The sequence below is a fragment of the Pseudomonas grimontii genome (genome assembly GCF_007858185.1).
Lineage (GTDB): Bacteria > Pseudomonadota > Gammaproteobacteria > Pseudomonadales > Pseudomonadaceae > Aquipseudomonas > Aquipseudomonas grimontii.
This window is the reverse complement of the sequence record NZ_VFES01000006.1, coordinates 215,590-228,318: the sequence shown is the minus strand read 5'-3', so window position 1 is coordinate 228,318 and position 12,729 is coordinate 215,590. Positions and strand designations below refer to the sequence as shown.

The following is a 12,729-nucleotide window of genomic DNA, read 5'->3' as shown; positions in this document are numbered from 1 at the left end:
GCAACCCCTACTTAATGAATCTTGACTGAACACAACTTACTGCGGCGTTTTGGCCGGCAAGAGGTGTTCCTTGAACGGAAGATCAGCGGGTACGCTGATTCCGCTGGCCAGCCACTGACTGCTCCACCCCAATATGAGGTTCTTGGACCAATCTGCAACTAATAGAAATTTTGGCACGAGTACCGACTCCTGCCACCACGAATCCTGCTGTACCGGCCCCAGGCTCAACAGCCCGACCGCCACGACCACCAGCAACGCGCCACGCGCAGCGCCGAAGGCCATGCCGAGAAATCGATCGGTCCCGGAGAGACCGGTGACACGTATCAACTCGCCAATAAGATAATTGACCATTGCCCCCACCAGCAGCGTGGCGATGAACATGATGGCGCAGCCCGCGATGACGCGAGCCGAAGGTGTTTCGATGTATCCGGCCAGGTAGACCGACAATGAACCCCCGAACATCCAGGCTACGACTCCTGCGATGATCCAGGTCAGCAACGACAGTGCTTCTTTTACGAAGCCGCGGCTTAGACTGATCAAAGCGGAGATGGCGACGATTGCAACGATCGCCCAGTCAACCCAGGTAAATGGCACGTTTGAGCCTGCGGACGGATAAGGCGGCGCATTTTAGCAGAGCGTCGGGCTGTCGGTAAGCTGTGATTGCGGCTGCTTTGCAAATCAATAGTTTGTGGCGAGCCAATCACATTTCAACCTCACCACAAAACCAATGTGGGAGGGGGCTTGCCCCCGATTGCGGCTTATCAATCACTGCATAGTGCTGACTGATCCACCGCTATCGGGAGCAAGCCCCCTCCCACAGTTGGTTGCATCCCAGGCTGAAATCGATGCGGACTCAGCCGCGCTCAGGCTGAAAGCGGGTCACGAAGCCCTTCAGGTTCTGCTGACGGTCCAGCAAGTCCCGCAGCCGGTCGGCCTCGGCACGCTCGATCAGCGGCCCGATAAACACGCGGTTCTTGCCGTCGGCACTACGGATGTAGGCGTTGTAACCCTGGGCACGCAACTTCTTCTGCAAAGCGTCGGCGCCTTCGCGATTGCCCAGGCTGGCCACCTGAATCGACCAACTGATCGGCAAGCCATTCGGATCGATACGGCTCTGCCCCACGTCCGGCTTGCCCGGAGCGGCAGGCTGTGGCGCTACAGGCTTGGGCGCAGGCGCAGGCTTGGCGGCGACAGCCGGAGCAGGTGTCGGCTTGACCACCGGCACGCTTGGCTGCACCGGCATCGACGGCGCCTGCTGCGCAGCCACCTCATCATCGGTCGGCACAGGCTCTTCTTCCGGCAACGCCTGCGGCTCAGGCACTACCACCGGTTGAACCTGCACTTGCGGCACCGCGGGTGCCTGGGGCGCAGCCGGGGCCTCGACAACCACTTGGCGCTGCTCGTCCTGGCGGGAAAACAGCATCGGCAGGAAAATCACCGCCAATGCCACCAGCACCAGGGCTCCAACCATTCGCTGCTTGTATGCGCTATCCAGTAATGCCATGTGCAGCTTCCTCCGTGGAGCGCCGGGCCAACCACTCAAGCGCCTCGGCAACACAATAAAATGATCCGAACAACAGAATTTCGTCCTCGGCCGTCGCCACCGCGCACTGAGCCTCCAGGGCAGCAGTCACGCTTGCATACGACGCCACGGGCGCACCAAGGTTCTGTAACGCGATCTCAAGCTCATGGGCCGGACGGCTACGGGGCGTATCCAACGGCGCTACCGCCCAAGCCTGGACGCTGTCCAGCAACGGCGCAACCACGCCCTCCAGGTCCTTATCGGCGAGCAAACCGAATACAGCCAGGCGACGCCCCACCGGTGGCGTGCGCGCCAGGCGTTTTGCCAGGTATTGCGCCGCATGGGGGTTATGCCCCACATCCAGCAGCAGGTTCAGGCGCTTGCCGTGCCAGTCGAACGCGCGACGGTCCAGGCGCCCCACAACGCGGGTCGCCAGTAAAGTCGCAGCAATCTGCTCCGCATGCCAAGGCAGGTCCAGTAACAGATAGGCTTGCAGCGCGAGCGCGGCGTTCTCCATCGGCAGGTTCAGCAAGGGCAGATCGCGCAGCTCTACAGCCTGCCCACGCGCATCCCGCCCGCGCCACTGCCAGTGCTGATCACCGATCTCAAGATTGAATTCGCGGCCACGCAGGAAGAACGCGCAATCCAGCTCACGCACCTTGTCGAGCAAGGGCTGCGGCGGATCCAGGTCACCACACAGCGCAGGCTTGCCCTGGCGGAAGATCCCGGCCTTTTCATAGGCCACGGACTCGCGGGTATCACCCAGGTAGTCGGCATGGTCCACGCCAATACTGGTGACCAGCGCCAAGTCGGCATCCACCACGTTGACGGTGTCCAGGCGTCCGCCCAGGCCCACTTCCAATACGACCACATCCAGTTGCGCACGCTCGAACAGCCAGAACGCCGCCAGGGTGCCCATTTCGAAGTAAGTCAGGGAAATCTCGCCCCGCCCGGCATCGAGTGCGGCGAAGGCTTCGCAGAGTTGCTCATCAGTGGCTTCGACGCCATTGAGTTGCACCCGCTCGTTGTAACGCAGCAAGTGCGGCGAGCTGTACACGCCTACTTTCAGCCCTTGGGCTTGCAGCAGCGCGGCAACAAAGGCGCAGGTAGAGCCTTTGCCGTTGGTGCCGGTCACCGTGATCACGCGCGGTGCCGGCCGGCCCAACCCAAGGCGGGCCGCTACCTGTTGCGAGCGCTCCAGGCCCATGTCGATGGCGGACGGATGCAACTGCTCAAGGTAGGCGAGCCATTCGCCCAGGGTACGTTGGGTCATAGGTTCGCAGGCACCGGCGGCACAACGATTGGCTCGACTTTAGGCGCGACGTAAACAGGTGTCGGCAGGCCCATCATTTGTGCCAGCAGGCTGCCCAGGCGTGGGCGCAGCTCGCCGCGCGGGATGATCAGGTCGATTGCACCGTGTTCCAGCAGGAACTCGCTGCGCTGGAAGCCTTCCGGCAGCTTTTCGCGCACGGTCTGCTCGATCACACGCGGGCCGGCAAAGCCGATCAGGGCTTTTGGCTCACCGACGATCACGTCACCCAGCATCGCCAGGCTGGCGGAAACGCCGCCGTAGACCGGGTCGGTCAGCACGGAGATGAACGGAATGCCTTCCTCGCGCAGACGCGCCAGCACCGCAGAGGTCTTGGCCATTTGCATCAGGGAGATCAACGCTTCCTGCATGCGCGCACCACCGGAGGCGGCGAAGCAGATCATCGGGCAACGGTTTTCCAGGGCATAGTTGGCGGCGCGCACGAAGCGCTCGCCGACGATGGCACCCATGGAACCGCCCATGAAGGAGAACTCGAACGCCGAGACCACCACCGGCATGCCCAGCAGCTTGCCGCTGACGGAAATCAGCGCGTCCTTCTCACCGGTCTGCTTTTGTGCAGCGGTCAGGCGGTCCTTGTACTTCTTGCCGTCGCGGAACTTGAGACGGTCAACCGGCTCCAGGTCAGCGCCCAGCTCGTTACGGCCGTCGGCGTCGAGGAAGATGTCGATGCGGGCGCGGGCGCCGATACGCATGTGGTGGTTGCACTTGGGGCAAACATCCAGGGTCTTTTCCAGCTCGGGGCGGTACAGCACCGCGTCGCAGGATGGGCACTTGTGCCACAGACCTTCAGGAACCGAGCTTTTCTTCACCTCGGAACGCATGATCGAAGGGATCAGTTTGTCTACTAACCAGTTGCTCATGCTTTCTTTCTCCAGTACCGGTGGCTTGAACACAGCCCCGCGTATGCCCTTGAGCTAAATTCATATGTGGCGATGACGCAGGCTGGACGGGGTCAGACGTTCGACCTGCCATTTCCAGCCTGCATCCTCAGCCTTCCAGACAGCCTGCCAGTGCAGGTTGCCACTTCATTTCCGGGCCTCCCTCAGGCGGCGCCGGGCTGTTTTACACAGTGGTAGTTATGGACGGCGGCAGACTGCCAGCCGTCACATCCCGCCACTGCTGTTGCGCACCGCGTGCATGAATGCGCGAATCTTGCCGTGATCCTTGATGCCCTTGCCTTGCTCCACCCCACCACTGACATCCACGGCATACGGCCGAACCTGTTCGATCGCCGCCCCGACATTCGCGGGATTGAGCCCACCCGCGAGGATGATCGGCTTGCCCAATCCTTCGGGGATCAGCGACCAATCGAACGCTTCGCCGGTCCCACCAGGTACGCCTTCGACATACGTGTCCAGCAGAATGCCCCGCGCGCCGGAATAGGCCGCGCAGGCACCCGCGATGTCGTCGCCCGCCTTGACCCGCAGCGCCTTGATATACGGGCGCTGGTAGCTTTCACATTCATCCGGGGTTTCGTCGCCGTGAAACTGCAGCATATCCAACTGTACGGCATCCAGGATTTCGTTAAGTTCGCAGCGGCTGGCGTTGACGAACAAGCCCACGGTGGTCACGAACGGCGGCAACGCAGCAATGATCGCCCGCGCCTGCAACACATTCACCGCCCGCGGGCTCCTGGCATAAAACACCAAACCGATGGCATCCGCCCCCGCCTCGACTGCCGCCAGCGCGTCTTCTATGCGGGTAATCCCGCAAATCTTGCTGCGAACGGCAGACATGTCGTAGAAACCTCAGGGGTTGGACCGAGAAAGTCCCGGATGGTAACAAAAGCTTTTCCGGGCGTCAGCCGCCAAGTTCGCTGAAACCTGTGAGGAAGTGTGGTCCGATGAAGCGCTCCGGCAGCTCGAACTCGTCGCGGTACTCCACATCCACCAGGTACAGGCCAAACGGATGCGCCGTGACGCCACCCGTGCGGCGGATGCGGCTTTCCAGCACTTCCCTGGCCCACTCCACCGGGCGCTCGCCGGTTCCGATGGTCATCAATACGCCAGCAATGTTGCGCACCATATGGTGCAGGAAGGCGCCGGCGCGGATGTCCAGCACAATCATCTTGCCGTGGCGGGTCACCCGCAGGTGGTGGACTTCCTTGATCGGCGACTTGGCCTGGCACTGGCCGGCGCGGAACGCACTGAAGTCATGCACCCCAACCAGATGCTGCGCAGCCTCGGCCATGCGTTCGGCATCCAGCGGACGATGATTCCAGGTGATTTCTTCGTTGAGGTGCGCGGGACGGATCTGGTCGTTGTAGATCACATAGCGATAACGCCGGGCAATCGCCTTGAAGCGCGCATGAAAGTGCGCAGGCATGACCTTGGCCCAACTGACGCTGACGTCATGGGGCAAATTGATATTGGCGCCCATCACCCATGCCTTCATCGTGCGTTCGGCCTGGGTATCGAAGTGCACCACCTGGCCACAGGCGTGCACGCCGGCATCGGTACGCCCGGCGCACATCAACGACACAGGGGAATCAGCAACTTTCGACAGCGCCTTCTCCAGGGTTTCCTGCACTGTCAGCACACCTGACGCCTGGCGCTGCCAGCCGCGATAGCGCGAGCCTTTGTATTCCACGCCCAAGGCGATGCGGTTAAAGCCAGCGGCCGCCATTTCGGCGGCCGGGTTATCTATATTTGCCAAGAACTGAGAGCCTGATGAGTTGCGCGAAGGCGGCCATTATAAATGCGGCAGCGGCGTGGCGTGCGCTTTTGTTAGGGTTTGCCCGCTCCCACACTGGACGTGCATCAACCTTCAGATCTTGCCGAGCATTTCCTTGGCCTCGCCGCGCTGCGCTTCATCACCTTCGGTGAGCACTTCGGAGAGGATGTCCCGCGCGCCGTCGGCATCCCCCATGTCGATATAGGCCTGGGCGAGGTCGAGCTTGGTAGCGACTTCATTAGTGCCGGAGAGGAAGTCGAACTCCGGCTCATCATCGCCCAGCGCCGCGTCTTCAGCGGTAAAGGAGGGTTCGATGGGCGGATTTTCCAGGCTCTGGGACAGGCGATCCAGCTCGGCATTGACATCGTCCAGCTCCGAAGCGAACGCATCAGGCTTGGCGGCGGTTTCTGGCTCGTCCGCCAGGGACAGGTCGAAATCCTCCGGCAAATCGAAGTCATCCAGGGCCGAAGGGGTCAGGGTCGGCGGCTCGACTGCCGACACATCCTTCATCTGATCCTCAAGACCGGAAAGGAAGTCGTCGTCGGATTGTTCGGACGCCGGGTCATTCAGCTGCAGGTCCAGATCGAAGTCCGACAGGTTTTCCTCGCCGGCCTTGGGCGCCGATTGCTGCTCCAGGAGCGCTGCAAACGTCTGCTCGTCGTCCAGGTTGGCCGGGGATGCCGCTTCCAGGTCATCCAGGCTCAGATCGAAATCGGTGTCGAGTGCATCAGGCGCGGTAGCAGGGGCAGCCGGCTTGTCTTCCAGCAAGTCCTTGACGTACTGAGCGTCAAGGGCCGCTGCCGCAACCGCGGCACTGACGCCCGCCGCCAATACGGCCATCGCGGGAAAGCGCGACTTGAGCTGCTCGACCTGGGCATGGTTCTCACCATTGGCCACCAGTTGACGCTCCTGGGTCACGAAACCGTCCTTGTCGCTTTGCAGGCCGTAGACTTCCATCAGCTTCAAACGCAGGTCGCTGCGCTTGGGCTCGTGCTTGATCGCTTGCTCCAGCACATCGGCCGCTTGGTTCAGATGACCACGGTCGATATGGGACTGGGCTTGCACCAGGGCATCGCTGGCGTTTTGCGGGGCCACGGCAGCGGCCAGCGGCGAGAGCACAGAGGCAACCGTCGGAACCGTCACTCCGGGCGCAACCACTGGAGCAGGTGCCGGGGCGGCTGCCAGCTTGACGTTAGGCGGCGGCACTTCGAGGCCTTCGAAACTGTCCGACGGCAGGTCCTGTTCGATGTTCGGGGTAAATTCCGGCTCTTCAGCCAGCGCCCGCGCCATGCGCAAGTGCTTTTCCTCTTCTCGGCGGGCGTTGCGATGGCGCGCCCACAGCAGCAGGAGCAACAACACCACCAGGCCAGCCGCGCCACCGATAACACCGAGGACAACCGGGTTGGTCAGCAGGTCATTGAACTTGCCTTCCGTGGCATCAGGTGCGGCGACCGGTTTAGCTGCCTCAGGCGCTGGCGGCGTTGGCGCGGCGGCCTGGGCAGCGGGCGCTGCAGGGGTCGCTGCCGGATCGTTTGCCAACTGTGCAGGCATCGCGGCCGTCGCCGGTACGGCCGGGTCAGTTTTTTCTGCCTGCAAACGCGCCAGTTGATCGTTTTTCAGTTGAATCAGCTTTTGCAGTTTATCCAACTGACTTTGCAGATCCGCCGCACGACTCTTGAGTTCTTCGTTATCACGGCGAGTGGTATCCAGTTGCTCCTGGGTCATCGCCAGCTTGTCGCTCAGGGCCTGGCTGTCACCGGCCTTGCCCTTGCCGCCCTTCCTGGCCGCTTCAGCCGAGACCAGGCTCAAATTGTCCTTGGCATTGGTGGTGGACGGTGCGTTGCCGGCCTGACTGCGCTTGGTGGCGTCCAATTGCTGCTGGCCGGCCGCCTGATTGGTGGCCGCGCGCCGCCCTTGGCGCCAGGCGGCATTTTGCGCCGTCACTTCGGCGATTGCTTGAGGCTGCGGCAATGCAGTGCTTTCTACCGTGTCCGGCAGGCGCAGCACCTGGCCGGTTTTCAGTCGGTTGATATTGCTGCCGACAAAGGCGCCGGGGTTGAGTGCCTGGATAGCCAGCATGGTCTGTTGCACCGAGCCACCGTTGCGATACTTCTGCGCAATGTCCCACAAGGTGTCGTGAGGGGTGGTGGTATGCTGCGCCGGCTTGCTCACAGCGGGCGCAGTATTGGCAGGCGCGCTCAAGCGCGGAGCAGGCGCTGCGGTATTCGAAGCAGACTGGTCGAACTTGCTTGGGTCGAGTAACACGCTGTAGTCGCGCATCAAGCGGCCATTGGGCCATTGCACCTGCAGCAGGAAATGTACGTAGGAATCCGGCAACGGCTTGCTGGAGGTGACGCGCACCACGCTGCGACCACTGGGATTGATGACCGGAGTAAACGTCAGGTCATTGAGAAACGCCTGGCGATCGACGCCCGCGTCCACGAACGCCTGGGATGAGGCCAGGCTCGGGGTGATCTCGGACGCCGTGAGGCCACCGACATCGAGCAATTCGATTTCCACCGACAAGGGCTGGTTCAACTTCGACTTGAGGGTCATTTCCCCCAGCTGCAGCGCCTGCGCCATACCGGAGGACAGCGCCGAGGCGGCCGCTATTGCTAACACCAGTTTGCGAACTTGAACCATAGCCTCATCCTTTGTTTGAACACTCCCCGGCCTGCGAGAAGGTTGGTAACCGCTTGCCATAAGGCATGGCGAGCCGATAGGTCACCGACGCGCAACTGTTCCTGCTTGGGGCCAAGCATAGCGCTTGGTTAGAATCAATCTACAAATTGCCGCCAAGTATCTTTTACACAAGGCGTTTTATCAACAACTGCGCCAGTTGCACGGCGTTAAGGGCGGCGCCCTTGCGTACGTTATCTGACGTCAGCCACAGATTTAGTTCAGCCGGGTCGTCCACACCTGCGCGTACCCGACCTACATAAACCACGTCCTGGCCCACGGCATCGCCCACGGCGGTGGGGTAATCACCCTCTTCTACCAGTTCGATACCCGGTGCTGCCTCCAATGCGCGGTTGACGGCGGCAAGATCGACCGCCGCGCGCAATTGCAATGACACAGTCAGGCTATCGCCAAAAAACACCGGGGCTTGAACGCAAGTTGCGGAAATCTTTAGCAAAGGTAATTCCAGTACCGCACGCAGTTCGTGAACCAGGCGCTTTTCCAAGGCTGTATGACCTTGGGCATCGGGTGTGCCGACTTGTGCCAACAGGTTGAAGGCCATTTGCCGATCAAAGAACTTCGGTTCCAGAGGGCGCACGTTCAGAAGCTCTGCGGTCTGACGGGCCAATTCGCTGACGGCTTCGCGGCCTTGCGCAGACACAGCCAGGCTGGCAGTGACGGCGACACGCTGGATATCCAGCAAACCGCGCAACGGCGCCAGTACCACGGCCAGGTTGGTGGCGGACGGGCTCGGGCTGCCGAGCTGGAACGGCTTTTTCAACCCCTTGAGGACGTGGGCATTGGCTTCCGGCACCACCTGAGGTGCCTGCTCGGCGGGCAAGGCTCCCGACAAGTCGATCACTGCGCAACCCGCCGCCGTGGCACGCGGCGCGAAGCTCAGGGTAACCGCCGGTCCTGCCGCGAAGAAAGCCAATTGCGCCTTGCTGAAATCGAATTCGTCGACCTCCTTGACCCGCACGTTTTTGCCGCGAAACGGTACCGAGGCGCCAGCGGAGTTACTGCCCGCCAACAGGTACAGCGTGCCCACCGGGAATTCCAGCTCTTCGAGAATCTGCACCAGGGTTTCACCAACGGTGCCGGTGGCGCCGATCACGGCGATTTCAAAGGTCTGGGTCATGGGAGCTGCCTCGGGCATTGCGGGGGGAGCGGCACTTTACCGGGTGGCTGGGGGTGAGGCAATTAACCTGGGGGCTTGTGGTGTGGCTGATGGCGCTATCGGGGGCAAGCCCCCTCCCACAGTGAACAGCATTTCAACGTTGGAATTCGGTCGAATGTGCGAAGAGGCTTGCCCCCGATAGCGCCCGAAAGAACAACAAAAAACCCGCGCCTGTCACCATAACGCGGGTTTCTCTTATTGCTTCAAGCGATCAACGCTCCAGCAAAATCCGCAACATGCGACGCAGCGGCTCGGCCGCGCCCCACAGCAGTTGGTCGCCGACGGTGAACGCGCCCAGGTACTGGGTCCCCATGTTCAGCTTGCGCAGACGGCCTACCGGTACGTTCAGGGTGCCGGTGACCTTGGTCGGGCTCAGCTCCTGCATGCTGATATCGCGGTTGTTCGGCACCAGCTTGACCCAGGGGTTGTGCTGGCTGATCAGCCCTTCAATGTCAGCGATCGGCACGTCTTTGTTCAGCTTGATGGTCAGCGCCTGGCTGTGGCAGCGCATGGCGCCGATGCGCACGCAGATGCCATCCACCGGGATCGGGCTCTTGAAACGGCCGAGGATCTTGTTGGTCTCGGCCTGGGCCTTCCACTCTTCGCGGCTCTGGCCGTTCGGCAGCTCCTTGTCGATCCACGGGATCAGGCTGCCGGCCAACGGCACGCCGAAGTTCTCGGTCGGGTAGGCATCGCTGCGCATGGCTTCGGCTACACGGCGATCGATGTCGAGGATCGCGCTGGCCGGATCGGCCAGTTGATCGGCGACGGCGGCGTGAGTCGCGCCCATCTGCTTGATCAGCTCACGCATGTTCTGCGCGCCGGCACCGGAAGCTGCCTGGTAGGTCATGGCGCTCATCCACTCGACCAGGCCGGCTTCGAACAAGCCGCCCAGGCCCATCAGCATCAGGCTGACGGTGCAGTTGCCGCCGACGTAGTTCTTGGTCCCGGCATCCAGCTGCTGGTCGATGACCTTGCGGTTGACCGGGTCGAGGATGATCACGGCGTCGTCCTGCATGCGCAGGCTCGAGGCGGCGTCGATCCAGTAACCCTGCCAGCCGGCTTCACGCAGCTTGGGGAAGACTTCGCTGGTGTAGTCGCCACCCTGGCAAGTCAGGATCACGTCGAGGGTTTTCAGCTCTTCAATGCTGTAGGCGTCCTTGAGCGGGGCAATATCCTTGCCCACGGACGGCCCTTGGCCACCTACGTTCGAAGTGGTGAAAAACACCGGCTCAATAAGATCGAAATCCTGCTCTTCCAGCATCCGCTGCATGAGCACGGAACCGACCATACCGCGCCAACCGATCAGACCTACACGTTTCATCGCAACTACACCTTGTTAAAAAGTGGGCCGCCTTGCAGCAATAACTGCAAGCGGGCCCGAGAGATTACAGATTCCGCAGCGCGGCGACTACTGCGTCGCCCATTTCTTGCGTACCGACCTTGGTGCAACCCTGCGACCAGATGTCGCCGGTGCGCAAGCCCTGGTCCAGCACCAGGCTTACGGCCTTCTCGATCGCATCCGCCGCGTCGCTCAGGTTGAAGCTGTAGCGCAGCATCATCGAGACCGACAGGATGGTCGCCAGCGGGTTGGCAATGCCCTGGCCCGCGATGTCCGGCGCCGAGCCGTGGCAAGGCTCGTACATGCCCTTGTTGTTGGTGTCCAGGGACGCCGACGGCAGCATGCCGATGGAACCGGTGAGCATCGAGGCCTGGTCGGACAGGATGTCGCCGAACAGGTTGTCGGTGACGATCACGTCGAACTGCTTCGGTGCACGTACCAGTTGCATGGCGGCGTTGTCGACATACATGTGGCTCAGTTCGACGTCCGGGTAGTCCTTGGCCACTTCTTCGACGATTTCGCGCCACAGCTGGCTGGACGCCAGGACGTTGGCCTTGTCCACCGAGCAGACCTTCTTGCCACGCACACGGGCCATGTCGAAACCGACGCGGGCGATACGGCGGATTTCACTCTCGCTGTACGGCAGGGTGTCGTAGGCCTGGCGCTCACCATTCTCCAACTCACGCACGCCGCGTGGCGAGCCAAAGTAGATACCACCGGTCAGTTCACGCACGATCAGGATGTCCAGGCCCGCCACCACTTCCGGCTTGAGGCTCGACGCGTCGGCCAGTTGCGGGTAGAGGATCGCCGGGCGCAGGTTGCCGAACAGGCCCAGTTGCGCGCGGATTTTCAGCAGGCCGCGCTCAGGGCGGATGTCACGCTCGATCTTGTCCCACTTCGGACCACCCACGGCGCCCAGCAGCACGGCATCGGCGGCGCGGGCGCGGTCCAGGGTTTCGTCGGCCAGGGGCACGCCGTGCTTGTCGATGGCGGCGCCGCCGATCACGTCGTGGCTCAATTCGAAGCCCAGGCTGTACTTGCTGTTGGCGAGTTCCAGGACCTTGACCGCTTCGGCCATGATTTCCGGACCAATACCGTCGCCAGGGAGAATCAGAATCTGCTTGCTCATGGGTTCCTCATTTCATCGAGCGACCTGCCCATGGGCAGGTCGGGAAAATTAATCAGCGTTCGGCCCATACCACCAGCACGTCGGTGCTGAAGGTGCCGTCGGCCTGAATCTCGTAGTAATCGCGCACTTCCTGGCCCATCGCCTGCTGCAGCTCCAGGATCGCGGCGCGCAACGCTTGCGGTGTGCGCATGCGTTCGACCCACGAGGTGTATTCCAGGCGCAGGCGCTGGCGGCTGCTGTTGCGTACATGCAAACCGGCTTCGCTGAGCTGGCGCATCCACTCGGCGGCGGAGTAGTCACGCACGTGGCTGGTGTCGCGCAGCACTTCGACGGTTTGCAGGTAAGTGTCCAACAGCGGGCTGCCCGGTGACAAGACATCCACAAACGCCGCCACGCCGCCCGGCTTGAGCACGCGGCGCACTTCGCGCAGGGCCAGGCCGAGGTCGCTCCAATGGTGCGCCGAATAACGGCTGAACACGAAGTCGAATTCGCCATCGGCGAACGGCAGGCGCTCTGCGGCACCGTGCACGGTGCGAATGTTGTCCAGGCCACGATCCGTTGCAGCGCCAGCCACTACGTCGAGCATCTGCTGGGACAGGTCGTAGGCCACCACTTCCTTGACCAGCGGCGCCACATGGAAACTCACGTGACCGGCACCGCAGCCCAGGTCCAGCAGTCGCGCAGCGCCCTGCCCGGCCAGTTCGGCCTGGAGCAACGCGAATTCAGTGCCTTGGGCGTGCACGGCACTGCTCAGGTAGGCAGACGCCTGTTCGCCGAATTGTTTTTGCACGACTTGGGTGTGGGCGGTGCTGGTCATGGTGTTTCCCCTGGATGTGTGTTGTTAACACTGGCCTCATCGGGGGCAAGCCCCCTCCCA

The 12,729-nt window shown here is 62.1% G+C and carries 11 protein-coding genes; all 11 read right to left on the bottom strand.

Annotation, left to right across the window (positions count from 1 at the left end):
• Positions 1–36 precede the first annotated feature (36 nt).
• Positions 37–594: a CvpA family protein gene (locus FIV39_RS12515; RefSeq protein WP_003192538.1), complete on the bottom strand. Its 558-nt coding sequence runs from the start codon at positions 592–594 to the stop codon at positions 37–39.
• 259 nt (positions 595–853) lie between these two features.
• The gene (locus FIV39_RS12510) at positions 854–1,504 is read right to left on the bottom strand and encodes an SPOR domain-containing protein (protein ID WP_090406649.1); all 651 of its coding nucleotides are present in this window, start codon (positions 1,502–1,504) and stop codon (positions 854–856) included.
• On the bottom strand, positions 1,488–2,795 hold the full coding sequence (gene folC, locus FIV39_RS12505) for a bifunctional tetrahydrofolate synthase/dihydrofolate synthase (protein WP_090406653.1): 1,308 nt from the start codon (positions 2,793–2,795) through the stop codon (positions 1,488–1,490). Before folC ends, FIV39_RS12510 begins: the two co-directional genes overlap by 17 nt.
• The gene (gene accD / locus FIV39_RS12500) at positions 2,792–3,712 is read right to left on the bottom strand and encodes an acetyl-CoA carboxylase, carboxyltransferase subunit beta (protein ID WP_027604076.1); all 921 of its coding nucleotides are present in this window, start codon (positions 3,710–3,712) and stop codon (positions 2,792–2,794) included. Before accD ends, folC begins: the two co-directional genes overlap by 4 nt.
• Positions 3,713–3,955: 243 nt before the next feature.
• Positions 3,956–4,588 carry a phosphoribosylanthranilate isomerase gene (locus FIV39_RS12495; RefSeq protein ID WP_090406656.1) on the bottom strand — a complete coding sequence of 211 codons (633 nt, stop codon included), beginning with the start codon at positions 4,586–4,588 and terminating at the stop codon, positions 3,956–3,958.
• 64 nt (positions 4,589–4,652) lie between these two features.
• Positions 4,653–5,477, bottom strand: a complete 825-nt coding sequence (gene truA / locus FIV39_RS12490; protein WP_090406659.1) for a tRNA pseudouridine(38-40) synthase TruA — start codon at positions 5,475–5,477, stop codon at positions 4,653–4,655.
• Positions 5,478–5,618: 141 nt separating this feature from the next.
• Positions 5,619–8,168 carry a FimV/HubP family polar landmark protein gene (locus FIV39_RS12485; protein WP_090406663.1) on the bottom strand — a complete coding sequence of 850 codons (2,550 nt, stop codon included), beginning with the start codon at positions 8,166–8,168 and terminating at the stop codon, positions 5,619–5,621.
• 163 nt (positions 8,169–8,331) lie between these two features.
• Entirely contained in the window at positions 8,332–9,342 is a 1,011-nt protein-coding gene (locus FIV39_RS12480; RefSeq protein WP_090406666.1) for an aspartate-semialdehyde dehydrogenase, read from the bottom strand.
• A gap of 250 nt (positions 9,343–9,592) precedes the next feature.
• On the bottom strand, positions 9,593–10,705 hold the full coding sequence (gene asd / locus FIV39_RS12475; RefSeq protein WP_027604071.1) for an aspartate-semialdehyde dehydrogenase: 1,113 nt from the start codon (positions 10,703–10,705) through the stop codon (positions 9,593–9,595).
• A gap of 64 nt (positions 10,706–10,769) precedes the next feature.
• Positions 10,770–11,852, bottom strand: a complete 1,083-nt coding sequence (gene leuB, locus FIV39_RS12470; protein ID WP_017530190.1) for a 3-isopropylmalate dehydrogenase — start codon at positions 11,850–11,852, stop codon at positions 10,770–10,772.
• Between the two features lie 52 nt (positions 11,853–11,904).
• Positions 11,905–12,669 (bottom strand): class I SAM-dependent methyltransferase, encoded by a 765-nt coding sequence (locus FIV39_RS12465; RefSeq protein ID WP_090406671.1) that lies wholly within the window; start codon positions 12,667–12,669, stop codon positions 11,905–11,907.
• Between the last annotated feature and the right edge of the window lie 60 nt (positions 12,670–12,729).

Coding starts and splice junctions, on each gene's coding strand:
- FIV39_RS12510 (WP_090406649.1), bottom strand. CDS start 1,504: ATGGCATTACTGGATAGCGCATACAAGCAGCGAATGGTTGGAGCCCTG.
- folC (WP_090406653.1), bottom strand. CDS start 2,795: ATGACCCAACGTACCCTGGGCGAATGGCTCGCCTACCTTGAGCAGTTG.
- accD (WP_027604076.1), bottom strand. CDS start 3,712: ATGAGCAACTGGTTAGTAGACAAACTGATCCCTTCGATCATGCGTTCC.
- FIV39_RS12495 (WP_090406656.1), bottom strand. CDS start 4,588: ATGTCTGCCGTTCGCAGCAAGATTTGCGGGATTACCCGCATAGAAGAC.
- truA (WP_090406659.1), bottom strand. CDS start 5,477: ATGGCGGCCGCTGGCTTTAACCGCATCGCCTTGGGCGTGGAATACAAA.
- FIV39_RS12485 (WP_090406663.1), bottom strand. CDS start 8,168: ATGGTTCAAGTTCGCAAACTGGTGTTAGCAATAGCGGCCGCCTCGGCG.
- FIV39_RS12480 (WP_090406666.1), bottom strand. CDS start 9,342: ATGACCCAGACCTTTGAAATCGCCGTGATCGGCGCCACCGGCACCGTT.
- asd (WP_027604071.1), bottom strand. CDS start 10,705: ATGAAACGTGTAGGTCTGATCGGTTGGCGCGGTATGGTCGGTTCCGTG.
- leuB (WP_017530190.1), bottom strand. CDS start 11,852: ATGAGCAAGCAGATTCTGATTCTCCCTGGCGACGGTATTGGTCCGGAA.
- FIV39_RS12465 (WP_090406671.1), bottom strand. CDS start 12,669: ATGACCAGCACCGCCCACACCCAAGTCGTGCAAAAACAATTCGGCGAA.